Raw genomic sequence first — 24,771 nt, 5'->3', positions numbered from 1 at the left:
AAACAACCCGCCCCGGACCCGACCATGAATTGGGTTAGGAACCCGGCGACCTATATCAAAGAGTCAGATACACCTCAATCTCCACATCCGGCAGCCACAGATCCCACTGGGCCAGCTCCCCAGGCCGATACCAGGTCCGCTGCGAAGGATCCGGCGGCAAAAACAACGGCCGCAACTCGGCTATCCGATCCCGCAACACCGTCATCCCCCTGGCCCATCCGATCCGCTCCGCGATCACCGTCGCCGGCATATCCGGCGTATCCCTCAACAACACCCGGATCTCAGGTTCCACCGTATCCACAATCGAACCCTGCGGCGTCCGCTCATACTTCGGTGGTGTCTCAGAACGCAACACAGACCGCACCGTGTTCCTCGCCACCCCCAACCTCCGAGCGATCGCCTTCACACCCATACCCTCAGCCCTATGCAGCCGACGGATCTCAGCCCAATCCTCCACGTCCAACAATCTCCAATCCTCCTGGCCGGAATCCAGCCAGGATCGAACATCCAGCACTATCAGTGGTGGACCCGACCAGGAGGGGGTCAAAATTCGAGCGGTGATAAAGGGTCAGTATTCACCCGGTGGCGACACAGTAACCCGACGACCATGGCCACGACGGCCAGGATCACGATTGTTCGTTTCATGGGTAGTGTTCTCCTTGGATTGGGTGGCGTCGGACCTCGTGTTCGCGCATTGGGCCGGCGCCATCTGATCTTCGGTTCGAAGGTTCCCTGGTCTTCGCACCCCCTTCGCTTTCCTGGTGGTCACAACGTACCAATGAATCCATGTCGGTATTCCGTCATCTTTGGTATCTGTGGGTTGTTTGGGACTTTCGGCCCTACAGCCCGGGCAAGGCCGCCAACAACCATTCTTTCACGATGGGGTGGCTGAAACGGATTAGGAGGGTCTGTCGATGTCGAACCAGGGTGACGACATGAGGGGGGGATGGATTCCGTTGACAACGGCACCGCGGCGCACACCTGCGGTGGTTCGTTGGATGCCGACGACAAGTCGCCGGAGTCTCCCGCTGTAGGGAACCAACTTGACGAGCTCGAGCAGTCCCTTCTCAGGTTGCTCTGCTCCGACCAGACGATCAGGGAGATCGCCAAGGTAGTTGGCTACTCGAAACGCCAGGTCGAACGGCGAGTCCAGGCGCTCTACGTCAAGCTGGGTGTTGGGACCCGCCACGCCGCGGCCTTTGAGGCTGGCCGGTTGGGGATCATCGAGATGCCGGACGACCCAAAGTGAACCGTGCTCTGCGCTGGTTCGGGCAGCTGGTGTTGGCGGTTGGGCTGGTGGGGGCTGGTTGGGGGGAAGGTCGCTGACGTTCGCAGCGGTAACGGAGTGGGATCTCGACCCTGCGGGGGTGGGGTCGTCGGTGGGGGTAGTGACCTCGATTGACATTGCCCCGGGAGCCGAGGTTGCTGCCGGAGACGTGCTGTTGACAGTTGACCTGAGGCCCGTGTCGCCTATGGCGATGGGGTGTGGCGGGCTCGGATCGTCTCGGCCCGGGGAGGTTCAACGTGTAGACAGATGAGGTAGTGATGGACCTCGACCGAGGCACACTGGTCCGAATTGATCGCAAGCTACTCGCCGGCCTCGGCCAGGATGAAACCTTCCGAATGGTGAGAGTCCCAGTCACCGAGGCGAAGTGGTCAACGTGGCGACGCTACTGCCAAGCGGTCGGGATCTCGATGGGCCGAGCAATTGTGATGCTGATCGGTCGTGAACTTGTCGGTGTGTTCGGTGACTTCAGTGGTATCGAGTCGCCGGTGTTCGCCGAACGGGCCCAACGGGAGCTAATGCGACGGGAGGCGGAGGTTGCTCGCCGCGAGCGTGACCTGGATGCTGCTGAGCAGCGGTTGCAGCGTCGGAGCGACGGTCTACGCGGCTGGGAGGGCGAACTCGAGGTCCGTGAGCAGCGAGCCGAGCTGGCGTTGAAACTGTCTGCTCGCCCGGCTGAGACTCGGACGAAGGTCGGACGCAACGAACGGTGCCCGTGCGGCTCGGGTCTCAAGTACAAGCATTGCCATGGCTTGGCAGCTGGTCAGTAACGCCTTCCGGATACGGCGGGACCAGCACCGATTCCCGCGGCACCAGTGAACCTTGAATGTTTCGGGTCGTTTCCACGCCCCATCTCGACAACTGAGGACGGGTTGAGCCTCTCACACTGGTCACTTCATGCTTGCGGGCAGGCCACCATGAGGCGTTGCCACTCCTCTTCCGATAGCGACAACGGCAAGAAGTTGTATGGCGACCAGGATTCCTCGGTTCCGTAACCCTCAACGAAGGCTTCTGGAGAGGGAGGATCAGGCGTGTTGTATCCCTCCGCGGCTAGGCAGGCTGCCATCTCAACCAGGTAGTCATACCTGTCGAGCAGTTCCTGCTCGGTGGGTGGAACCGGATCGGGTAGGTTCAATCCGGTGAAACAAGCATCCTCGACTCGACTTCCCTCCATGTGCTGATGTGGAGGAATCGGAGACCAATCGACGCCCATTCCCGGAGTGAAGATCACCGGATAGCCGTTGTCCTGTAGGCAAGCGGCCACCGCCATCATCACCTCGTCAGGATCCAAGTCGTACGGCGTCGCGACATGAGAGAAGTCCCCGTAACCGGTGATGGGCTCGAGTGGGCCGACAGCTACCGGAGTCTTGTGTGTGGTGTCGACATGGGTCGGGCGTGGCGCCGTCGTCGATGGCGCGACCACGGCAATGACGGAATCTGGGGGTCCGTCCGCTGAGGCCAGTGATTCGGTGGCTCAGGCGAGGCTTGCCTAGTTGGGTTTGATCTTTCCTCCAGGCAACGCCCCGCGCAGCACCGTTTGAAAGACAATTCTGTCCTAATCAGCAGATAGAAACGAACATATGTTCGATAACGAGATGGCAGGCATACCAGCGGATCTGGACTCGATGGAACCGGGTCCGTTTCTTGCCGTCATTCTCTCCGCAGTAGATATGAGCCGCCTTTCCGGGTTTGACCGTGTGGTGGTGATGCGGGCTCGCCAACGATTGGTGTCTCACCACCAGGCTCATCTGTATGGGGATATGGCCGCCATCGCCGATGCAATCGAGGACTTGGACGGATCAGATGATCCAGAACTCGTGGCTGAGGGGGCGGCAGCCGAGATCCGGGCCGCATTGCGGCTAACTCGTCGGGCAGCCGACTCTGAGTTGGAGCTGGCCCTGGAGCTTCGGGATCGACTTCCTTGCGTATGGGATGCCTTCTCCGCCGGCGATCTGGACGTGCGCCGGGTTCGAGTGATCATGAGCGGCACAGCTCATCTGGACCCGGAAACCGCCCGGATGGTGAGCAACGAAATCCTCGACCGCGCTCCGCAGCTGACAACCGGCCAACTGAAGGCGCGTCTGCAGCGGCTGTGCATCGAAGTGGATCCGGAAACCGCCAAAGCCCGATATGAGGAAGCGGTTGAGGAAAGAAGGGTGATTGTCGATCCTTCCGAAGACGGGACGGCTCATCTACTGGGGTTGGATCTCCCTCCCGATCGCGTCGCTTCGGCCAGCGCCTTTGTCAACCGGGTCGCTCGCAGCCTGAAGCGGAACGGTGAGCTGCGCTCGATCGACCAGTTGCGCGCCGACGTGTTTCTCGACCTGCTCGAGGGTCGCGGCTTCGGCACGACACGTGACCGTGGCGGGGTGGAACTGCGAGTCGACCTCGCGACTCTCACTCAACTGTCCGAAGCGCCGGGGGAGTTGGCCGGATATGGTCCGGTCATTGCCGACATCGCCCGTCAGGTTACCGATCGACAACACGGGAGTCGCTGGCGATATGTCGTGACCGACCCCTACACCGGTCTCCCGGTCCATCACGGAACCACCCGGCGGCGTCCCACCGCTACCCAGCAACGTCATGTCGAGGTCCGAGATCTCACGTGTGTCTTTCCCGGTTGCCGAATGCCCTCAACTGCCTGCGATCTCGATCATCGTGTCGCTTGGGCCGAGGGCCGGCGCACCGCTACAGACGAATTGGCGCCTGCTTGCCGACACGACCACATAATCCGTCACCGTCACGGCTGGACATATCGGCCACTTCCGGGCGGCGACTATCTGTGGACCAGCCAGCTTGGTCACTCCTACACCACCAGCGGGCGATCCCCCTAGACCGGACCGGCGGGTTCATGCGAGCGGACTCGGCGTGCGGGCAACATCCGGGACCCGTGTTGTGACAACGCCTAATCGCGGGGCTACACGGCGAGTTCGGTTGTCTCGGCTGCCTCCGGCGATGGGTTGTTTCGACCTGGAAGCGAAATCGGGGCGACGAGGTGACGGTTTGTATTCGTCTTCGACGGCCGTCTGCCGGCGCCTTCATCGGTCATCGCCAGGAGAAAGAAGAAGAGTCCGTACAGAACCAGTATCAGGAACACAATGGTCATAGACAACTCCTATGGATTCCTCCACAGGTTCCGCGACTGAGGTTCATGCACGCCCCTCGTGAGGGTTAATTGATCGATAAATATCGTTGATCGGGGCCCTCGAAGATCGCACGGCCGATCGTCGTCGTGGCTCAAGCCCTCGCGTTCACCTACCGAAGGAAGGTGGTGAGGTTCAGACGGATGTTCGCTGCCCTCGCACTGGCTGGTTTGGCTGGTGCGTGTGGCGGTTCGCCCGAACCGGCTACCCCTGGGCGGACCGCCCTCCTAGAGGCCCTTCTCCATCTCCCTGCGAATGTCCTCTTCTGAGATCGGTTTCTCGAAATAGGCGCTCCAGGCGTTGAATGTCAATCCGACTCCCCAGCCGGCGATGGGCCAGATCGGCCAGAAGTAGCCTGCTCCGGACGCGGCCCAGATCACGACGAGCAGGGTGTTCACGATCAGGTACACCGCCAGGTGATTCTTGAACTCTCGCTTGGCCTTCACTCGCTTGAAGGCAGCCTCACGGCGGGCATCGTGGTCGTCCATGCCTCTCCTCCCTAGGTGCCTACGTCGGAATGTACCCGTCCCGAGGGGCCGGTGCGGTCCCAAACGTTCTTTGCATGCGCCCCTCCGCCGACGCTGACACTCCGAGTCGACGCAGAGGTCCTAGCCTGGAGCGGATGCGCTGGTCGGATCGATTGCAGACAGTTTCTCGACGTGGGGGAACGCCCACGCTCATGGTCCTGGCCGGATTGGTCGGAGTGGGCGCCGGCCTCGGCGCGTTTGTGTTGATCAAGGCCATCGATCTGGTTGGATCGGGAGCATCGTTGGTCGATGATCGGCTGGGCCGGGCGTGGCCGCTCGTGACGATCCCGGTTGGCATCTGGATCGCTTCGCGGCTCACAGCCAGGTTCGCGCCTGAGGTCGCCGGTCACGGGGTCCCTCAGATCATCGCCTCGATCGCGGTGCGTGGTGGGCATATTCGGGCCCGGGTCGTAGGCCTCAAAACGATTGCTACTGCTCTCACCATCGGGAGCGGCGGTTCTGCCGGCCGGGAAGGCTCGATCGCTCAAATCGGCTCGTCGATCGGTTCGTGGGTGGCCAGAGTGGCGCGTCTGGGCGAAAACGATGTGAGGGTCCTGGTGGCGGCCGGTGCCGGCGCAGGAATCAGTGCTACCTTCAACGCCCCGATTGCCGGGATGTTCTTCGCGATGGAGGTGATCCTCCGGGAATTCTCGCTGCGTCACGTCCACACTGTGGTCGTGGCGTCGGTGGCGGGAGCGGTGGTGAGCCGCTCGTTGGTCGGTGAGGATCTGACCTTCGAAGTCTCTGCATACGCCCTGGAGGATCCCAGGCAATTGCTGCTGTACGGTTTGCTGGGATTGGTGACGGTGGCCGTTGCCTGGCTCTTCCTGGCTGCCTTGGATTGGTTCGAGATCCGGCCAGGTAGATTGCCCGCTTGGTCTCGATCCCTGCTGCTGGCGCTGGTAGTGGCGTTGCTCGGTGCGGCCGGAAAGCGCCTACCGGGCGCCGCTCACCCGCATGGGCATCCACCCGGCCCACGGAGGCGTGACGGACTTGCTCGACACGATCAGCGTCGGCGACGTCGTTCAGCGCGAAGTGATCACGGTGAACCCGGATCAAACCCTCGGCGAGGTGCAGGGCTTGCTACAACGGAATCGCTTGCACGGTGTTCCGGTGGTGTCTGATGGACGCCTCGTGGGGCTGATCGCCGAATCCGACATCGTGCGGGCCGGCGGCCCCTCCGATCAAGTGCGGGCCGCCGACGTCATGACGCCGAATCCTGCGACCGTAATCCCGCAGACGCCGGTCTCGGAGGCGCTGGAGCGTATGGCCGCCCTCGGAGTCGGTCGGCTCCCGGTGGTCGACGCAGTCGACGCAACGAGCCTGGTCGGGATCTTCAGACGAGCAGATGTGATCACCGCCTACCACACAGCACTGGGCACGATTGCGCGCCAAGGTGCGCTGCCCGATCGGCTGCGCGCTCGAACCCAGGCGGAAGCCCGATTCTTCGAGGTCGGCATCCCGGTCGGGTCTGCAGCCGATGGTCGACCGGTCAGCGAATTCCCCTGGCCAGACGGATGCCTGCTCGTGTCGATCAACCGCGGGTCCGATCTGCTGATCCCCTCCGGCTCGACCGTTCTTCAGGCGGGCGACGCCATCACAGCATTCGGAGGCGATGGACCGCGCGACCGCTTGGCGGAACGACTGGCGGTGGGCGCCGATCCGGACCTTCCCGGATAGCTCTGTTCAATCAGGCCGTTCGTGCACTCACTGTGCGGCGCTACTGGTATTCGGCTATTCATCGGCGCGAAACCGATTCGAAACACCTGTCCCTTAGGTTGCCACCACGCCACCACGGCGTGCAGGGTGAGGGATGCCATACCGAGCCCGGAACAGGTAACGGCAAGGGAGAAGATCCGATGAAGCGAAGACTGCTGTTCGTGGGCACGGGAGCGAGCCTGGCAACGATTGTGCTGGCCGCACCCGCGTTTGCGCAAGATGGGACGACGGCCGACGCCGTGCAGGCAACTCTCGACAATATCTGGGTTCTGGTCGCCGCGGTGCTGGTGATCTTCATGCAAGCCGGTTTTGCGCTCGTGGAGGCGGGTCTCACACGAGCCAAGAACGTCGCCAACATCATGATGAAGAACCTGATGGACTTCTCAGCGGGAGTTCTGGCGTTCGCCACCGTGGGCTTTGCCATCGCGTTTGGTGCTGGCAACAGCTTCTTCGGGACCGAAGGGTGGTTTCTCGACCCGGACCACTTCACTGACGGCTACTTCGGTACGCTGTCGCTTCCCACGTTCTTCATCTTCCAGGTGGCCTTCGCCGCCACTGCCGCCACGATCGTCTCGGGGGCGATGGCCGAACGCACCAGGTTCAAGAGCTACTTCATCTACAGCTTCGTCATCACGGCCCTGATATACCCGGTTGTGGTGCACTGGCTGTGGGGCGGAGGCTGGCTCGCCGAGCTCGCGACTCCCATGATCGACTTCGCCGGATCCACCATCGTCCATAGCGTCGGCGGGTGGGCGGCACTAATGGGAGCCATCGTCCTCGGACCCAGAATTGGGAAGTACGGCAAGGACGGCACACCCCGCGCAATCCCCGGGCATTCGATCCCGTTTGCGATCCTCGGGGTCTTCATCCTCTTTGTGGGATGGTTCGGGTTCAACCCCGGCTCTGAACTCGCAGCCGATGCCGCGGTCGGCGCGATCGCCCTCACCACCTTGATCGCAGGTGCGGCCGGTGCCGTCTTCGCCACCTTCACGGTGTGGATCAAGACCGGCGCGCCTGATGTGGCCATGGCCGGCAACGGGACGCTTGCCGGTCTCGTGGGTATCACCGCCGGAACAGCCAACGTATCCAATTGGGGTGCCGGAATCATCGGCGCCCTCGCCGGGGTCATCGTGGTCTTCTCGGTCTTCTTCATCGATAGGCGCAAGATCGATGATCCGGTCGGGGCGATCTCGGTGCACGGCGTATGTGGAGCCTTTGGAACGCTGATGGTCGGCCTACTCGCCACCGACGGTGGCCTGTTCTACGGTGGTGGCTTCGATCAACTCCTCACCCAGTTCATCGGCGTGGCGGCAGTATTTGCCTTCGTGACCATCACAGCCGGGTTGCTGTTCCTGGCCATCAAAACGACGGTTGGGCTCCGGGTGCCGGCCGAAGAGGAGATCGAAGGCCTGGATGTCGTCGAACACGGCGCTCCGGGTTACGGTCCTGATGTGTTCGCCACGGCGCCGGCCGCGGGTTGAGAGGAGTAGCAGATATGCAACTGGTGACTGCAGTGATCAAGCCGCACAAGGTCGATGAAGTAATCGAGGCACTGAAATCCACAGGGATTCAAGGTATGACCGTCACAGAGGTGAAGGGATTCGGGCGCCAGGGTGGGCACACTGAAACCTACCGCGGTGCCGAATACACGGTCGATTTCACACCGAAGGTCAAGCTCGAGATCGTGGTCGATGCGACCGACGTTGCGAGAGTGACCGACGTGATCCAGTCCACGGCCGGCGCCGGGCAGATCGGAGATGGCAAGATCTGGGTAACGCCGATCGACGCCATCATCCGGATCCGTACCGGTGAGCAGGGTAGAGACGCCATATGACCGATCGGGAACCGGGTCGGGCGCCGGCGGTCGGTGCCAACATCGATAGGTGAGTGTGGGCGAAGATCGGTCCGGATGTCGCTCCGGGCGATCCCGGGTGGGCGTTCAGTCGTGCAACCGCTGCTCGATTCGACTCTGGAGGGCGGCTAGGTCTGTCTCGTCGCGAGTGGGTGTGCCGGCCCGGCGAACGTGGAAGATGTCACGGGCCTGGCCGCCCATCGTGTCGATCTTGGCGAGATAGACGTCCAGCGCTTCGTCGTGGAGTACTTCGACGATGTCGGCGAGCAGACCGACGCGGTCCGGAGCCCGGACCTCGATGACGGTATGGCGACTCGTGTTGTCGGCTCGCACCTCGATCGAGGTCCGATCGTCTCCAGGCCGTCGATACGCCTTGACCCGTTCGTGGATGACCGGGCGGAGGTCCCGCTCGTTGGTGAGCGCAGCGACGAGGTCCCCGGTCACCCGATCCCATCGGTCTGGTGCAATCATCGCACCGGTTCGATCATCCGCGACATGAAACGTATCCAGGGCGACTCCATCCGATCGTGTTCGTAGACGAGCGTCCATGACTCCGACGCCGTTGGCAGTGAAGGCCCGGCTCACGGCGAGGAGAAAGCCTGCCCGGTCGGTGCCCGCCACGAGGACCCGTCCTTCATCTCGTGGATCGACCGAGATGAGGCCGGGCATGTCGAGTTGTGAGGCGATGTCAAGGTGCCATGCCACCTCGCGGGGCGAGGTTGTGTCGAGGTAGCCGGCCGGCATTGCGGCGACGTGTTCCTCTATCAAGCGGCGGTCGAGGGTGCCGGCGGCAAAGTCAACGATCGCGTCGATGTCGGGCGTAGCCCGGGCGGTTTCACCCGTCTCGAGAGTTTTGGCCACGCTCCGGTAGAGCCTCCTGAGCAAGGTGGCCCGCCACTCGCTCCACATGGTCGAACCCGTCGCCCTCAGATCGGCGATCGTCAGCAAGTACAGAAGTTGGAGCTGGCGCCGGTCTTCGACCACCGTTGCGATCTCATCGATCACCGCCGGGTCGGCGATGTCGCGACGCGTGGCAGTTTGGGCGAGGAGCAGGTGATGGCGAACCGCGTTGACTACGGTGGCGACGGTCGCCGGTCCGAACCCGGCGCGGCGCAGGAATGTCGCGGCGAGGTCGGCTCCGACCGCCTCGTGATTCCCTCCTCTTGCCTTCCCGATGTCGTGGAGGAGAGCGGACAGCAGTAGTTCCTCCGTTGATCCGATTTCGTCGATTATGCCTGCAAAATCGCCTCTCTCGGTGATGATCGATTGCATTTCGTCAACCGCACGCCAGAGGTGAGCGCCAGCCGGATGCTCGTGAAAAGGGGCGAGTTGCGGGGCGGTCGCCACGGGCGTCCACTCAGGAAAATTGCGTCCCACCCATCCCAGTTCCTCGAGGAGGCCGAAGATGGTTCGCCCGCGGGCACCGGCCGAAAGCAGCATGATGAAGGCCCTCCGATCGGCCGCCGTCCATACCGTGGAAGTAGTCGCGCGGATGAGCTCCTCCTCGGTGGAGTCGAGCCACGCTCCTTCAGGGCGGCCTGCCGCCCGGACCGCGATCGCCATCACGCCGTCTCCCGCGTCGACATCTTGGGTGGGTTCAGGTGAGGAGAATCGGGTTCGTATCGCCCCGAACACCCTGCGTCCCAGTCCGAATGTCGGGTCCGATTCGACGTGAAGGTCGGGCCAGCGACGGTCGGCTAGGCGGTCGCCGATGTGCAGAGCAGTCGTGAGGGACATCGCCAGGGAGTGGACGTCGGTATTGAGCCATCGGGCGGCCGGTTCCCGCAAATCGACAACGAACCTGTCGACGGCTCGACCCGCCGACGCGTGGAGTGCGTTGCGTACCGAAAGCAGCGTCACCTTGGCGTCACGCTCATCCTGGGTCGGCGTGTCGGACACGAGATCGAGTAACTGGGATCGCCGGCGTTCCCACCAGAACCCCTCGTGGGTGCGCAGCGCACCTCGTCCCTGTTTGACGTCTGCAGCCATCAACGGGTAGGGCTCGGCGAGTCGCCGTTCGCGCTCTTGTTCGGCGAGGCGTGGTGCCAGAGGCTGCCGGCGGGCCAGATCGGCCAGCGCATCCTCGAACTCACCGAACAGGTCTACGTCGCCTACGACGAGACGAGCCGAGAGGAGCGTCGTGAGCGTCTCGAGCTCCGCGCCGCCGGCCTCGCGGCACTGTTCGACAGTTCGCACCGCATGTCCTACCTTGATATTGGCGTCCCACAACGGATAGAAGACCGCCTTGATCAATGGCTCTGTATTGCGGTGGCGGTGGAGCAACATCAAATCAACGTCGGACCACAGACACTGTTCACGGCGGCCGTAGCCTCCCAGCGCAACGATCGCCGCCCCATGACCAACGCCGGTACCGAGCTGCTGGAGTGCGGTATCTAGGCCGCTGGTCAATGCCGCACAGGTTTCCGGTCCGCCGTCGCCGATCGGCTTAACACTCACACTGGTGCGAAGGGCGAGAAACGTGGCGAGCGGGCTTGGGTTCATAGGTTCCTCGCGGCGAGCTGGCGGGAATCAAGAGTGGCTGTTCGGAGGCCCGGATGTCAAGATGGCGCCGATCCGCCGGTCGCGGTGGTTCCTGAACCAAGAATCGAAGCAGACCCGGGAGATGTGTCAATCGTGGGCGAACCTGCTCTACCAAGAATGATGAGTGCCGCAGTACTCGAGCAAAGCGGTGGACCGCTACTCATCAGGGATGTGCAGGTGCCTGTTCCAGGCGCGGGTGAACTGCTGGTGGAGGTAGAAGCATGTGGTGTCTGCCACACGGATCTGCATCTCCGCGACGGTGAGGAAGAAGCCGTCGCCTATCCGCTCATACTCGGTCATGAGGGCATCGGGCGGGTCGTTGCGTTCGGCCGGGAAACATCAAGCCTTTTCAGACTCGGAGATCGGGTCGGTTTCGGCTGGATATACGACACCTGCCTGGATTGCGAGGAATGTCGCACCGGCCACGAGACGACCTGCCTCGCTCAACGCGCACGGGGACATGGCCGCGACGGAGCGTTCGCCGAATACGCCCTGGTACGCGAGTCCTTCGCAGTCCCCGTCAACAATGACCGGGACCCCGTCGAACTAGCGCCCTGGATGTGTGCCGGCGTCACCGCCCTTGCCGCGATCCGCAAGACGGAGCTGGGGCCGGGCACGACCTGCGTGATCTTCGGTTGTGGTGGACTGGGGCTGTTCGCGATCGGGTTCGCCAAGCAGCATGGGGCAAGAGTGGTGGCCGTCGACCTGAGTGACGCCAAACTCGCCGGCGCGCGAGCGAACGGCGCCGACCATCTGGTTCTGGCCGGGCCGCAGGCCGGGCGAGGGATACGCGACCTTGGCGGTGCAGAGGTCTTCCTCAACTTCGCGCCGAGTGCGGCGGTGTGGGATACGATCATCGAATCCGCCAATCCGCGGTCTTCGGTGGTCTTCGTAGCGCTTACCGGTGACAGGATTCCACTGTCGATGACCTGGCTAATCGACGGTGGGCACCGTCTCACCGGCTCCTCGGTGGGCAGCAGGCAGGACATGCGCGATGCGCTGGTTCTGGCTTCACGCAGCGCTCCCCTCATCGACATAGAGAGAATCTCTCTCACGGACGTGAACGGTGCGCTGGATCGGCTGAAAGCCGGGCGAATCAAGGGACGTGCCGTCGTGGACTTCTCTGCGGAATGATTCGAGGGGTGGTCTTCAACGGACGGCTTCGACGAGACGGCGGGTCGAAGGGCGTGGCACCGATGCAGGGGCTACTATCGCCACGTCTGGTCAAGAAGGCAGAGGCGTCCGAAGAGAGAGGTCATTGTGACTGAATCATCGATCAGCAGACGGGAATTCTTGCAACGGTCGGGTGCTGCCGGGGCGGTGCTCCTACTGCCGGGGCTGCTGGCTGCCTGTGGTACCGCCGAAGAGGCGACTACCACCAGTGCGGCCGGGCCGATCGACCTTGCCGGCTCGAAGATCAAGGTCGGGACCTACGGCGGTTTCTTCGAAGAGAATTTCGCGGCCATCTATCCGGATTTCACCGCGGAGACCGGGATCGAAGTGGAGTCGATTTCCCAGCCAACCTCAGAAGCATGGGTCGTGCAACTCGAACAAGCGGCCCAGGCGGGAGCGATCCCGGCAGACGTTTCGATGCTTTCAGTAGTCGGGATGCTCCGTGCCATGAAGGGTGACATCCTCGCCGGCTTTGACGAGGCGACTCTTCCCAACAGCCAGTACCTGGCCCCGGGATTCGTGCGCAAGGACGACTCCGGTTTGGTGAAGGGGGTTGGGGCGGTGTCCTGGTACATCACGCTGGTGTCCAACACCGATCGTGTGGCGGAGAGCCCCGACACCTGGACCGCGTTGTGGGACCCGCAATGGGCAGACAGCCTCACGCTGCTTTCTCAGCCCGGCAACGCGTTTCTTCTCGAGATCACGGCAGTGTCATTTTTCGGAGGCAAGGAGATCCTCGCCACGCAAGACGGCGTCGAGGAAGTGCTTGCCAAGCTGGCCGAGGTGAAGCCCAACGTGAAGCTGTGGTATCGCGACGAAGCGACGGCTCAGCAGGCCCTCAACACCGGTGAGGTAGCAATGGGCCAGTTCTATCACGACATCACCGAGTACGCCGCTTCTCAGGGTGAGCCACTCCGCAGCGTCTTCCCCAAAGAGGGCGCGATCCTGGACTCCGGGGAATGGGCAATCACCAAGACCACCGAGAACCTCGCCGCCTGCCAGGTCTTCATCAACTGGATGTGCCAGCCGGCCGTGCAGGCTCGGTTGGCCAGAACCCTCGGCACGTCGCCCACCGTCGCCAAGGAACACATGGACCTGACCGATGAGGAGTACGCCTCGTTCTCCGGACCCGGGCCGGATGCCGCCATTCGACCGGACTACAGGATCTACGCAGATTGGGAAGACTGGATCAACCAGAAGTGGACAGAGCAGATCTTCTCCGAGTAGCCCCCGACAGCTGGCTCGTTCTCGACAGCCTCGTCAAGCATTTCGGCTCGGTTCGAGCCGTGGATGGCGTGAGCCTGGGTCTTCCCGAGGGAAAACTCATCTCGTTTCTGGGTCCGTCAGGCTGCGGAAAGACGACGTTGCTGAGGATGATCGCCGGCCTCGAGGTACCCACCAGCGGAAGGGTTATGGTCAACGGTGACGACATCACCGACGAACCGTCACACACACGCGACGTCGGAATGGTGTTCCAGTCGCTGGCGTTGTTCCCCCATCTGAACGTCCGACAGAACATCGGCTATGCCCTCCGCATTCGGGGCGGCTCTGCTTCCGACATGCAGCGTCGAGTCGACGAGTTGTTGAGCCTGGTAGACCTGGAGGGGTTGGGGGAGCGGCGGATCACCAAACTTTCCGGGGGTCAGCAACAGCGAGTCGCAATGGCTCGGGCACTTGCGCGCGATCCCAAGCTGTTCTTGCTCGACGAGCCGCTTTCTGCCCTTGACGCCAACTTGCGTGAGGCGCTGCAAGTGGAGTTGCGTCTCCTCCAGCAGCGCCTGCACGTCACCACCGTGATGGTGACACACGATCAGCGAGAAGCGATGACCATGTCCGACCTGGTGGTCGTGATGAACCACGGTCGCGTCGAGCAAGTCGGTCCACCGCTCGAGGTATACCGGCGACCCGCCACGGCGTTCGTTGCTCGCTTCATCGGATCCACGAATCTGCTGGGTGTCCGGGTCACCAGAGCCGGGTTCGGCGAGGTGGCGAATCGCGAGTTTGCGTTCTCGCCCGGTCACTCGGAACCATCGATCGGCTCGGAGATCCAGATTTCGGTTCGCCCTGAGAATGCCCGGATTATCCCCCCGGATGACCAGGGATCAAACATGGTTCCGGGCACCGTCGTGTTTGTCCGAGATCTGGGCGAGTCCTTCGAGTGCTACGTCGATTGTGGCCTCGAGCAGAGCATTGTGGTGTCAGGAAGCCCCCAGGAACATCCCGACGTGGCCCAGGGTGACCCCGTCACCGTGTATTTCCCGCCGGAATCGTGCGTCGTCGTGGCATCGTGAGCACCGACACCACCGAGCAGGCGACGGACACGCCGCTCCGCGCCTATCGCGTCCTCGCCTTCCCGGTGGCCGTCCTCGGGATCTTCTTTCTGGCCCCCTTCGGCTTCATGCTGGCAACCTCGTTCTACCGGCGAATCGAGGGAGGTTTCTACGAACCGGCATTCGTTACCGACAGTTACGAACGACTCTTCAGCAAGATATTCCTCGAGCGAACGGCCTTCTCGATTCAGATCTGCCTGTTGGTCGCCCTTCTGGTCGTGCTGATCGGTTTCCCGTTCACCTTCTTCTTGACGCGGATGCGCCAGCGAAGTCAGACCGTTCTGCTGGTGCTCACCTTGTCGGCCTTGACGCTGTCGGAAGTGATCGTCGCGTTCTCCTGGAACGTCATTCTGGGAAGGTCGTCCGGATTGTCTAACGTGCTCGTTTGGCTGGGTTTGATGAGCGAGCCAAAGTCGTACGCGCCCAGCTACCTGGCGGTGGTGCTCGGGCTCATGTACATCGCCTTTCCGTACTGCATCCTCACCCTCTACCCTTCGCTGTCACGACTAGATCGGGAGATCACCGAAGCTGCGGAGACCCTGGGAGCATCACCGTGGCGAACCTTCTGGACGGTGGTAGTGCCGATCAGCCGTCTCACGATTCTGGCCGCGTTCCTTCTTGTCTTCGTGTTCACCCTCGGCAGCTACCTGATTGCGGCCATTCTGGGACGCCCCCAGCATTGGACGCTGTCGGTGTTCATCTCAGATCAGGCAACCTTCAATGCCAACGTTCCGTTCGCCGCCGCCATGGCAATGTTCCTCACCGTTCTGAGCCTGGCCATCGTCGGCGCCGTTTCCTGGCTTGGCGGCCGCGGCGAGAGGGTCTCCTGATGCGACCGTTGCGCCGGCTGGTTGTTGGGGTCGTGATCGTGTTTCTCGTTGGCCCGCTGTTCGTCGTGGGAGTCGTATCTTTCAACGAATCCCGCTATATGGCGTTCCCACCCAAGGCCTTCTCCAACGACTGGTATGTCCAGCTGGTTGCCGACAGCCAATGGCGTTCAGCCATGTTCAACAGCTTCACCATCGCCGCCAGCAGCGCGCTGCTCGCCGTCGCCATTGCGCTGCCACTCGCCTATTTCTTGCGCACCTACCGGACTCGTTTCAACGGCGGCCTTTTTGCACTCGGCACGCTTCCGTTCATGCTGCCGCCGGTGATTAGTGCTCTCGGTGCTCTCGTTTTCTGGAATGCAACCGGTCACATCGGCCGAATCGAGAACGTCATCATTGCGCATGGCGTGTTTTTCTCGACGATCCCGCTCATCACAATCACTCTCGGCATGCAGTCCATGGATCCGGCGCTGGGCGAGGCGTCACGCACGCTGGGGGCCGGCCCCCGGGTCACGTTCCGAACGGTGACGCTTCCGCTGCTCCTGCCGTATCTCGTCACCGGTTACGCGGCAGCGTTCGTGTTGAGCTTGAACGAGTACATCGTTGCTTTCATGGTTGCCGGCTTCTCGGTGGTGACACTGCCGATCAAGATCTTCAACAGCCTGCGATACGGTTTTACCCCGACGATCGCGTCAGTGTCCGTTGTGTTCACGTTGCTCGCCACTACCGTGTTTTCGCTGTTCGCGGCATTCGGGAATCTCCCCAAGTTTCTCGGCGCCGAGTTCTCGGACCGCTGATGCCAATTCAGCTCAATCCATGGATCGAGTCGGTCGCCTTCCCGCCGATTGCAGAGGTACGCGGTTGGTCGGAGGGCAGGAGCTTTCCTCGGTCCAAGCCTTTGATCGACCTTACGCAGGCGGTACCCGACTACCCGCCTCCGCCAGAGCTCATCGCCGACCTCGCCGGGCGGCTGACCGACCCGCAGACCGCTTTGTACACCGATTTGGAGGGGCTCGGCCCCCTCCGCCGAGCCCTGGCCAGGCACCACTGCGCCATGTACGCGGCTGATTTGGATGCCGGGGACTTCATCATCACGGCTGGCGCTAGTCAGGCATTCTGGCTGGCCCTGTTGGCCGTCTGCCGGCCGGGTGACGAAGAGTGGTCGTGCCGGTGCCCTACTACTTCGATCACATCATGGCGATGGAGGCGCTGGGAATCACCCCGGTGCTGGTACCGATCGGCGAGGGGCACGCCGGGATTCCGGATGCCGCAGACATCGCGGCGCTCCTTGGCCCCCGCACCCGGGCGATTCTCCTCGTGACCCCCAACAACCCGACCGGAGCAGTTATCCCTTCCACGGTGATAGACGAGATAGCCGAGTTGTCCCACCGCCACAGCATCGCCCTAATCGTCGACGAGACATACGCCGATCTGTTGTCGGGTGGAAGCGCTCCCCACAGTCTCTTTAGTCGGTCCGATTGGGGAGAGTTGCTGATCCATATCTACAGCTTCTCGAAGGTGTTCGGAATGACGGGATACCGGGTGGGGGCGCTGGCCGCCGGGCAACGGGTGAGAGAGGCGGCGTTGAAACTCCACGATACGATGATGATCTGTGCCCCCCATCCGGCGCAACTGGCCGCTCTCTACGGGTTGGAGCGTCTCGGGGATTGGGCCGCCGCCAATCGTGCTGAGATCTATCTGCGCCAGTCGACGTTTGCCAGCGCGCTGGCGGCGGCCGGATCACCGTTCCGACTGGAGGCAGCCGGAGGATACTTTGCCTGGCTCCGCCACCCTTATCCCGACCGGACAGATTTCGATGTCGCCCGTGCGCTGTTCGAGGAACAACACCTCCTGACGCTTCCCGGGACAGTGTTCGGTCCCGGTCAAGAGGCATACCTTCGCCTGGCGGTGGCAAACGTCGACGCAACGGACCTGGAGGAGGTGGCCCAACGGCTGGCCGCGCAGGGAGTTGAAAGCCGATGAAGGACCTCCGCTTCGTTCCTGCCACGGAACTGGCAAGCATGATCAGCCGCCGTGATGTCTCCCCGGTCGAAGTAATCGATGCTTTTCTGGCTGCGATCGAACAGTACAATCCGGCCCTCAATCTGTTCTGTTTTGTGTATCCGCATGAGGCCCGGGCTGCGGCCCGACGAGCCGAAACCGCAGTTCTGAAGGGTGACCCGCTTGGCCCGTTGCACGGGGTGCCCTTCGCCATCAAGGACTTCACGCCGACGCGCGGGAAGCGCACAACGCTCGGCTCATACGCCTTCGAGCACTGGGTACCGGACGACGATCCTCCGATTCTCGATCGTCTGTACGGGGCAGGTGGAATCCTCATCGGGAAGACAACCACTCCCGAATTCGCCCACTCCGGGTTCACCTATTCACCCTTGTGGGGCGTCTCGCGCAATCCCTGGGACCCGACCCGGACTCCGGGAGGAAGCTCTGGTGGATCGGCGGGTGCGGTTGCCGCGTCGATCGTGCCGATTGCCGAAGGGTCTGACGCAGGTGGGTCGATCAGGATCCCCGCCGCTTTCTGCGGAGTGGTCGGCTTCAAGCCGTCCCACGGAAGGATTCCCATGCACATAACTCCCAACGACTTCGAGTCCATCTTCCACCTCGGCCCGATCGCCCGTACGGTGACCGACGCGGCGCTCATGTTTTCCGTCATGCAGGGTCCGGACGAACGGGACCCGACCTCGCTGGTGCCGAGCCTCGATGTTTCGCTGCGACCCGACACCGATCTGACTGGGGTGAGGCTGGCGCTCTCCCTCGATCTGGGGTACTACGCCATCGATCCTGAGGTGGCGTCGGCGGTGACGACCGCGGCCGGAGTGTTCCGAAGTCGGGGAGCGATCGTCGAGGCGGTCGACCTTGGCTGGAGCCGTGAAATCAACGACGCCTGGTTCGCATATTGGGGAGTGGTAATGGCCGCCTCCTACGGAGATATGGTTGCCGAGCACGGCCACCATATGGATCCCGGCGTCCGCGCGCTCATCGAATCTGGCAGCTTGATGTCGGCGGTAGACCTCAAACGAATCGAACTGCTCCGTAGCCGTCAATGGCAGGCGATACGGCCGATTCTCGAGCAATATGACGCACTGCTGTGCCCGACTACGGCCCTCACCGCCCCACCTGCCGAAGCCAATGACCGCGATTTTGAAGGCACGACCCCCGACGGCAGGTACGCAGGGCTGGATCTGACGTCGCCGTTCAACTTCATCGGTCAATGCCCGGTCGTGTCGGTGCCGTGTGGGTTCTCGCGGGATGCCATGCCCATTGGCATGCAAATCGTCGGGCGACGATTCGATGACGCGTCCGTCCTTCGACTGGCGGCCGCATTTGAAGAAGCAGCGCCGTGGAAGCAACGCCGGCCTCCCCTGAAAGCTGGTGCACCATGAGAATCGCCGCGGCTCAGGCAAGCCCTGTCTGGCTCGACCCGTCGGCCACCACCGTCAAAGTGATCGAATGGCTGAACGAGGCACACCAACAGAAGGTCGATCTCGTCGCTTTCCCCGAAACCTTCCTGTCCGGGTACCCGTTCTGGGTGAGCCTCACCGACGGTGCCCGATTCGACGATCCCGACCAGAAGAAGGCGTACGCCGCCTATCTGGATTCGGCAGTCGAGATGGACGGCGAGGAATTGCGCGTCATCACAGAAGCGGTGCGAGATCTGGGCATATTCACCTACCTGGGAACCACCGAGCGGGCCACAGGACCGGCGAGTGGGACGATCTATTGCACGCTGGTGGCGATCGATCCCGCCCATGGGATCGTCTCTGCGCACCGAAAACTCATGCCGACCCACGAGGAGCGGATGGTGTGGGGCATCGGTGACGGGAACGGTCTGAGAGCCCATCAAGTGGGAGGGATGAGGGTCGGAGGTCTCAATTGCTGGGAGAATTGGATGCCCCAGGCTCGACACGCCCTGTATGCGGCGGGTGAGGATCTGCATGTCTCGGTGTGGCCCGGGTCGACCCATCTCACCCGGGATATCACCCGCTTCATCGCGCTCGAGGGCCGGGTCTACTCCCTTGCCGTCGGAGCGGTCCTGTCCGGGACAGACGTCCCCTCCGGCTTTCCATTTGCCGATCTGCTCAAGGAGGCAGACCTTGCTTCGTCCTACGACGGTGGTTCCGCGATCGCCGACCCAAGTGGTCACTGGCTGGTGGAACCGGTCTCGGGAGAGGAACGCTTGGTCATAGCCGATATCGATCCGGCCGTGGTGAGAGCCGAGCGCCAGAACTTCGATCCGACCGGTCATTACAGCCGGCCCGACATCTTCGACGTCACCGTCGATCGCCGGCGACAAGCCGCCGCCCATTTCGAAGACTGAATCTTCGGATATCGGGGCGTCCCCCCACCTGCAGAGGCCGGGGGAGTGAGGGTATCAGCGCGATGATGGGCCGTATCTAAACTGGCGGCAGCCTCAACTTCTGGGATGACTATGGCCGCGGCCGGACAAGAACGCCTGACTGATCAGATGATCGATGATATCGCAGGTCGGCTGGCGGGAGGTCAACGGGTTCGTCGGACGCTGCCCCCCGGCGGGAGGCTATCCATCGACCGGCAACTCCCTTTCCTGTTCGTCTACCGGCCGCCCAGAACGGGCATCGATCCGGGTCTCGCCGGATTGATCAACGGTGAAGCCTCATATCTCATTGCTCCGACGCGGGTTGGAGCACATTCCTGGATCGCCCGTTTGGTGAAACGCATCGCTGAAGTCACCACGTCCAGGTTTGGTGGGTTCCTCATCGTCGAGATCTGGGCAGCCGAGGAAGACCCAGAGAACCAGCGCGACAACCAGACCGCCTCATTCCGGCTGCTCGTCGACAAGAACTGGGCAGATTCAGCGACCGTCGAGCGGTTCGTCGGCTCGCTCACCGGAGTCCGGATTCTGAAGCGCAAAGCGAAGGTCGCGGTGGTCCGCGGCGGCCGGCTCTCGCCGCCCGGCCTCCCGGTGCTGCTGACACCAAAGCAGGCCCGTGAGCTCTCCACCCGCTATGTCGGAGTTGAGGTGGTGCCGATCTACCGCGACGCCGCCACGGGAGAGGATTTCCCGATTCTGCAGCGCTCGCTCGCTCGCCAGATGGACACTGCCTTCCGCCGTGCAGCCTTCGAGTTTGCTCGGTCCGAGACGGCTCATCGCCCGCTCCACTACCAGGCACTCGGCCGTTCGACCTTCGTGCGGGCGGTCAAGGAGGTCGACCGCGCCCTGAGCAGCGTCGCCGACTCCTTCGACCTGCTCTTGGCGGTGACTCCCACCAATTCCGAGCAAGCTTTCCGGACCTTCCAGCGAAACCGGTATGAGAAGGCTCCCCAGTTCAGGTACCGGCCGCGCAACATTGATCCTGCTCTGCTGAAGCGAGACCTCTACAACATCAAAGTGGAACGGATCGAAGACCCGACTCTCGAACACCTCTTCCGTGAGAAGCAGCGCGAACTCGACCTCAAACTCACATTGATAGGGGAGCGCGAACGACCCCGTTTCCTGCCGACCGGTGTAGCTCTCTACGGTGGCGTGGGTTCGGGTCTGGTCGACCTGGCCGCTTCGCTCACACAGTCGTTGGCTGAAGGGTTCACCGGCACGCGCGGGCGCAATGTCGACGTGGCCACCTTTGTGACCAGGGCTGAGTCAGAACTCGAGAGATACAGGGCCATCGACCCGGCAATGTTGGGAAGAGTCATCGTGCGTGATGACATCGTGTCGCTGATGGTGTCCTCCGGCGACCTCCTGGTCGGATCCGGCATGAGCTTCCCGGCTCACCGTGTCGAGCCGCTCATCCAGCACGAAATCGGGACTCATGTGGTCACTTACTGGAACGGCCGGGCTCAGCCGTTCCGGCTGCTCGCCACCGGTCTCGCCAACCACGACGAGCTTCAAGAGGGTCTGGCCGTATTCACCGAATACCTGGTCGGCGGCCTCACGCCGATCCGGCTCAAGGCCTTGGCCGGCCGAGTGCTGGCAGCCCACGCGGTCGTCGACGGCGCGACGTTCATAGACACATTCCGGTTGCTGCGCGACGAGCATGGCTTCTCGGCGCGAGCCGCCTACATCACCTCGATGCGTGTGCACCGGGGTGGCGGCCTCATCAAGGATGCCGTCTACCTGCGCGGGCTGCTCAAGATGTTGGACTACATCAAAGCGGGGGAGAGGCTCGACACTTTGTTTGTCGGGAAGATGGCTGCCGAACATTCGCCGGTCATCGAGGAGTTGCTCAGACGCCGGGTCTTGACTTCCCCTCCGCTGCGACCCCTGTATCTGGACAATCCTGATACGCACTACCGGATCGAACGGGTACGCGAGGGCATCAGCCTCGAGGACTTGACCGATCGCTGATCAGCTCGAACTCGATCCACCGATTTCTTCGAGCAGGCCGGGAAGCGTGGCCCGGAGGGCCTCGAGGGTGCTCACTCAGTAGACCAGGTCGCCCCGAACGAAGGCCGCCGTCCTGTGATCGCCCGGTGACGAGAAAAACCTCTCGGTGGCGGCGACTTCGATGAGTTCGCCGCCGATCAGCAGCCCGGTCCGATCCGCCAGCCGCCGTGCCTGGAAGATGTTATGAGTCACCAACACGATGGTCGTAGCCCGCTCGGCATTGATCCGCCGAATCATGTCCTCGATCAAGCCGACGTTGTACGGGTCGAGATTGGCGGTCGGCTCATCGAGCAGCAGCACGGAGGGTTCGACGATCAGAGCCCGGGCCAGCGCAACTCGCTGTGCCTCACCGGCCGAGAGTGTTCGGGCCGGCGCCTCGGACAGGTCGGTCAAGCCGAGCGCGTCCAACCACCTGTTCAGGTCGGCTTCCGGTCGTTTCTCGTTTCTGAGTTTGAGACCGAACTGGAGATTCGTTCGCACGCTTCTGCGGAGCAAGACCGGATGCTGGAAGACGGTGGTAACCCGGCGCTTGACCTCCATTGAAACGTCATCGGAGACCGGCACTCCCTCGTGGACGATGCTCCCTTCCGTCGGTTGCTCCAGGAAGTTGAGGAGTCGGAGCAGCGTGCTCTTGCCGGCCCCGCTCGGCCCAACGATCGCCAGGACCTCGCCCTGGTGCACGTCCATCTCAGGGATGGCCACAACGCACCGGTCCTGATACCAGTGGCGAACTCCGTTCAACTCGTAGGCGTTCACCGATTCCCCCTACGCACCTGGAGTCGATAGAAGGCGAAATTGGCGACGAATGCCAAGGACAGCAGAATCATCCCCAGAGCCAGCGCCAGGGCGAAGTTACCCTTGCGCGTCTCGAGCACGATCGCCGTGGTCAACACCCTGGTCTGCCCCTCGATATTGCCCCCGACCAGCATCACCGCTCCGACCTCCGAGATGATGCTCCCGAACGCGGCTACCACCGCCGCGGTCACTCCCAAGCGAGCTTCCACCAGCGTTGTCAGCGCCGTTTGCCGGCGGGTCGCCCCCAGCGCCCGCAACTGGACGGGCAACTGAGGATCGACGCCTCGCACCGCAGCCATCGTCAATCCGACGACGAGCGGAAAGGCAATGATCGTCTGGGCCATCACCATGCCGGTGGCCGTGAACAACCAGTCGAGACCGCCCATGGGGCCCTGGTTCGAGAGCAGCAGATAGACGAACAAGCCAACCGCCACCGGCGGAAGCCCCATCCCCGTGTAAATGAGCGGGATGAGCAACCCGGCCCCCCGCACCCTGGGGGAGAGGCCGATCGCCGCACCGGCCGGGATTCCTATGACAAGAGCGATCAGGAGGGCTCCGCCGGTCACCTGCAACGTCAGGCCGACCGTCTCGCGGAGGGCCGGGTCCATGTCCCTGAGCAGCCTCAGAGCATCGATTAGGGCGTCGACCAGGGTCCGCACAGCGATCGATCCGCTAGCCGGACGTCCGCGCGTAACGAATCATCGGTCTCTCCACCGTTGGGAATCCGGATAGAAGAGCGGCTGACCGTAGATGTCGATGCCGTACTCGCCGATTTGCCGCTGCACCTCGACGCTGGTGAGCCAATCGACGAATTGCTGGGCGAGATCGAGATCAATCCCGCCCTTGTCCGGGTTCACCGGAATCACCCCATACGGGTTGAGCAGAGCCGGGTCGGCGTTCTCGTCGATCGTTGTTCCACCCACCATGACCTCCAAACCGCTCAGGCTCTCTCGTTGGGAGAGAAACGTGCCGCGATCGGTGAGCGTGTACGAGCCGGTTTCGTTGGCAAACTGGAGCGTCGCTCCCATCCCTTGCCCGATCGACTGGTACCAGGCGGCATCGGGCGTCAAACCCGCCTCCTCCCACAGGCTCAGTTCCTTCGTATGCGTCCCGCTATCGTCTCCGCGTGAGACGAACGGTGCTTGGGCTGCCGCCAGCGCGACGAGTGCATCTGCGGCCATGGCCGTGCCCTGCACACCGGCCGGATCATCGATCGGACCGACGAGGGCGAAGTCGTTATACATGACATCGGACCGCGCTGTGCCGTGCCCGTCTGCAATGAATGCATCCTCCCTGTTTCGCGCATGGACAAGGATGACATCGGCATCGCCGGCCTCACCGAGCGACAGCGCCTGGCCGGTTCCCACTGCAATGACATCGACGCGAGCCTCGTACTGAGTTTCGAAGCCGGGGAGTAGCGCCTCGAGGAGACCCGAATCGGCGGTGCTGGTGGTGGTGGCCAGGCGCAATACTTGAGGTTCGCTGCTGCCCGAACGGCAGGCTGTCGCGGTCAGGGCCACAACCATCAACAGAACGAGTCGGTTTCTCACAGCGATGAACCTCCACCATGCGGGCGTTATGACAAACCATTATAACGATCACCCGTCGAACTCAGGCCCAACTCTGTGGGGTGTCGCCGAACACCTCGCGGTAGATCGCCGCGAGGGCCGTATCCACCCGATCCCCAAAGACCTTGAATTGCTCAACGTAGCCTCTGCCGGCTTCCGTGAGCTGTGCGCCGCCCCCTCCCGGGCCGCCGGTTTGCGTCTCGATGAGCTTGTCGCCGAGGCGGTCCTCCATCTCCTGGATCTTCTGCCAGGCAACGCGATAAGGCACTTCCATCGTCTCAGCGCCTGCGCTGATGGAACCCTGTTCGGCGACGGCTTCCAGTAGACGCATTCGCCATCGAGAGGCGGCCACCTTCCCGTCCACCTCGAACCAGACGTTGAACTTCGGTTCCATTCGTACAATGCCTTTCGACGGCTTCAGTGAGCGTACCGCGACCGATGCTCATCCAGCCGCCGTCTCCTTGCGTTGAGGGCCCCAAGCTATGCTGATTGATCAGATGTCATTGACCACAAGTCTGTACTCGGAGGACGAAAACGCGAGATCGTCGAGCACCTGTACTGCGGCCTTGGACGGGGCGTGCCGGGACCTTGAAGCCGCTCACATTGCCACGCGTTTGCCGACCGGACGCATC

23 protein-coding genes and 2 pseudogenes are annotated in these 24,771 nt (G+C 62.6%); 16 read left to right on the top strand and 9 right to left on the bottom strand.

Annotated elements, in window-relative coordinates; all coding sequences use genetic code 11:
* Positions 1–70 precede the first annotated feature (70 nt).
* Positions 71–466: pseudogene (locus P1T08_04920) on the bottom strand (helix-turn-helix domain-containing protein).
* Positions 467–946: 480 nt separating this feature from the next.
* Here P1T08_04920 and P1T08_04915 point away from each other — a divergent pair.
* Both P1T08_04915 and P1T08_04910 read left to right on the top strand, forming a co-directional pair.
* Positions 947–1,249, top strand: a complete 303-nt coding sequence (locus P1T08_04915) for a hypothetical protein (GenBank protein MDF1595426.1) — start codon at positions 947–949, stop codon at positions 1,247–1,249.
* Between the two features lie 677 nt (positions 1,250–1,926).
* Positions 1,927–2,055: pseudogene (locus P1T08_04910) on the top strand (SEC-C metal-binding domain-containing protein).
* 125 nt (positions 2,056–2,180) lie between these two features.
* Here the strand turns inward: P1T08_04910 and P1T08_04905 are convergent.
* Complete coding sequence (locus P1T08_04905) at positions 2,181–2,708, bottom strand: hypothetical protein (GenBank protein MDF1595425.1); 528 nt, start codon at positions 2,706–2,708, stop codon at positions 2,181–2,183.
* A 157-nt stretch (positions 2,709–2,865) separates the two neighbouring features.
* Between P1T08_04905 and P1T08_04900 the strand changes: the two genes are divergently transcribed.
* Positions 2,866–4,119, top strand: a complete 1,254-nt coding sequence (locus tag P1T08_04900; GenBank protein MDF1595424.1) for a DUF222 domain-containing protein — start codon at positions 2,866–2,868, stop codon at positions 4,117–4,119.
* An 83-nt stretch (positions 4,120–4,202) separates the two neighbouring features.
* Here the strand turns inward: P1T08_04900 and P1T08_04895 are convergent, their stop codons facing one another.
* Together P1T08_04895 and P1T08_04890 are read right to left on the bottom strand one after the other, a co-directional pair.
* On the bottom strand, positions 4,203–4,391 hold the full coding sequence (locus P1T08_04895; GenBank protein MDF1595423.1) for a hypothetical protein: 189 nt from the start codon (positions 4,389–4,391) through the stop codon (positions 4,203–4,205).
* Positions 4,392–4,655: 264 nt separating this feature from the next.
* Positions 4,656–4,916, bottom strand: coding sequence for a 2TM domain-containing protein (locus P1T08_04890; protein ID MDF1595422.1), 261 nt, complete (start codon positions 4,914–4,916; stop codon positions 4,656–4,658).
* 134 nt (positions 4,917–5,050) lie between these two features.
* On the opposite strand from P1T08_04890, the gene P1T08_04885 reads away from it, so the two are divergent.
* The 4 genes from P1T08_04885 (at position 5,051) to P1T08_04870 (ending at position 8,508) form a co-directional block, all read left to right on the top strand.
* On the top strand, positions 5,051–6,079 hold the full coding sequence (locus P1T08_04885; protein ID MDF1595421.1) for a chloride channel protein: 1,029 nt from the start codon (positions 5,051–5,053) through the stop codon (positions 6,077–6,079).
* A complete protein-coding gene (locus P1T08_04880) occupies positions 6,072–6,635 on the top strand; it encodes a CBS domain-containing protein (protein MDF1595420.1) in 564 nt (187 codons plus the stop codon). Before P1T08_04885 ends, P1T08_04880 begins: the two co-directional genes overlap by 8 nt.
* A 179-nt stretch (positions 6,636–6,814) precedes the next feature.
* Complete coding sequence (locus tag P1T08_04875) at positions 6,815–8,155, top strand: ammonium transporter (protein ID MDF1595419.1); 1,341 nt, start codon at positions 6,815–6,817, stop codon at positions 8,153–8,155.
* A gap of 14 nt (positions 8,156–8,169) precedes the next feature.
* Positions 8,170–8,508, top strand: a complete 339-nt coding sequence (locus P1T08_04870) for a P-II family nitrogen regulator (GenBank protein ID MDF1595418.1) — start codon at positions 8,170–8,172, stop codon at positions 8,506–8,508.
* A 105-nt stretch (positions 8,509–8,613) separates the two neighbouring features.
* Here P1T08_04870 and P1T08_04865 read toward each other — a convergent pair whose 3' ends face one another.
* Positions 8,614–11,028 (bottom strand): HD domain-containing protein, encoded by a 2,415-nt coding sequence (locus P1T08_04865; GenBank protein ID MDF1595417.1) that lies wholly within the window; start codon positions 11,026–11,028, stop codon positions 8,614–8,616.
* Between the two features lie 156 nt (positions 11,029–11,184).
* On the opposite strand from P1T08_04865, the gene P1T08_04860 reads away from it, so the two are divergent.
* The 9 genes from P1T08_04860 to P1T08_04820 all read left to right on the top strand — a co-directional run bounded on the left by P1T08_04860 (position 11,185) and on the right by P1T08_04820 (position 21,737).
* Entirely contained in the window at positions 11,185–12,201 is a 1,017-nt protein-coding gene (locus tag P1T08_04860; protein MDF1595416.1) for an alcohol dehydrogenase catalytic domain-containing protein, read from the top strand.
* A gap of 126 nt (positions 12,202–12,327) precedes the next feature.
* A complete protein-coding gene (locus tag P1T08_04855; protein ID MDF1595415.1) occupies positions 12,328–13,467 on the top strand; it encodes a substrate-binding domain-containing protein in 1,140 nt (379 codons plus the stop codon).
* The gene (locus P1T08_04850; protein MDF1595414.1) at positions 13,440–14,531 is read left to right on the top strand and encodes an ABC transporter ATP-binding protein; all 1,092 of its coding nucleotides are present in this window, start codon (positions 13,440–13,442) and stop codon (positions 14,529–14,531) included. The genes P1T08_04855 and P1T08_04850 overlap by 28 nt, the downstream gene beginning before the upstream one ends.
* Positions 14,528–15,400: an ABC transporter permease gene (locus tag P1T08_04845; GenBank protein MDF1595413.1), complete on the top strand. Its 873-nt coding sequence runs from the start codon at positions 14,528–14,530 to the stop codon at positions 15,398–15,400. The genes P1T08_04850 and P1T08_04845 overlap by 4 nt, the downstream gene beginning before the upstream one ends.
* Entirely contained in the window at positions 15,400–16,194 is a 795-nt protein-coding gene (locus P1T08_04840) for an ABC transporter permease (GenBank protein ID MDF1595412.1), read from the top strand. Before P1T08_04845 ends, P1T08_04840 begins: the two co-directional genes overlap by 1 nt.
* Positions 16,195–16,555: 361 nt before the next feature.
* Positions 16,556–17,380, top strand: a complete 825-nt coding sequence (locus P1T08_04835) for an aminotransferase class I/II-fold pyridoxal phosphate-dependent enzyme (protein ID MDF1595411.1) — start codon at positions 16,556–16,558, stop codon at positions 17,378–17,380.
* Positions 17,377–18,798: an amidase gene (locus P1T08_04830; protein ID MDF1595410.1), complete on the top strand. Its 1,422-nt coding sequence runs from the start codon at positions 17,377–17,379 to the stop codon at positions 18,796–18,798. Before P1T08_04835 ends, P1T08_04830 begins: the two co-directional genes overlap by 4 nt.
* On the top strand, positions 18,795–19,733 hold the full coding sequence (locus P1T08_04825) for a carbon-nitrogen hydrolase family protein (protein ID MDF1595409.1): 939 nt from the start codon (positions 18,795–18,797) through the stop codon (positions 19,731–19,733). The genes P1T08_04830 and P1T08_04825 overlap by 4 nt, the downstream gene beginning before the upstream one ends.
* Before the next feature lie 105 nt (positions 19,734–19,838).
* The gene (locus P1T08_04820; protein MDF1595408.1) at positions 19,839–21,737 is read left to right on the top strand and encodes a DUF1704 domain-containing protein; all 1,899 of its coding nucleotides are present in this window, start codon (positions 19,839–19,841) and stop codon (positions 21,735–21,737) included.
* Between the two features lie 75 nt (positions 21,738–21,812).
* On the opposite strand, the gene P1T08_04815 is transcribed toward P1T08_04820, so the two are convergent.
* From P1T08_04815 to P1T08_04800, 4 genes are all read right to left on the bottom strand, one after another.
* On the bottom strand, positions 21,813–22,532 hold the full coding sequence (locus P1T08_04815; GenBank protein MDF1595407.1) for a phosphate ABC transporter ATP-binding protein: 720 nt from the start codon (positions 22,530–22,532) through the stop codon (positions 21,813–21,815).
* Positions 22,529–23,230 carry an ABC transporter permease gene (locus P1T08_04810; GenBank protein ID MDF1595406.1) on the bottom strand — a complete coding sequence of 234 codons (702 nt, stop codon included), beginning with the start codon at positions 23,228–23,230 and terminating at the stop codon, positions 22,529–22,531. The genes P1T08_04815 and P1T08_04810 overlap by 4 nt, the downstream gene beginning before the upstream one ends.
* A 39-nt stretch (positions 23,231–23,269) precedes the next feature.
* Positions 23,270–24,121, bottom strand: coding sequence for a substrate-binding domain-containing protein (locus P1T08_04805; GenBank protein MDF1595405.1), 852 nt, complete (start codon positions 24,119–24,121; stop codon positions 23,270–23,272).
* 61 nt (positions 24,122–24,182) lie between these two features.
* Entirely contained in the window at positions 24,183–24,533 is a 351-nt protein-coding gene (locus tag P1T08_04800) for a LysR family transcriptional regulator (GenBank protein MDF1595404.1), read from the bottom strand.
* Between the last annotated feature and the right edge of the window lie 238 nt (positions 24,534–24,771).

This window comes from Acidimicrobiia bacterium (assembly GCA_029210695.1).
Lineage (GTDB): Bacteria > Actinomycetota > Acidimicrobiia > Spongiisociales > JAHEDJ01 > JAHEDJ01.
The sequence above is the reverse complement of the archived record's forward strand: the minus strand, read 5'-3'. Positions and strand labels throughout refer to the sequence as shown.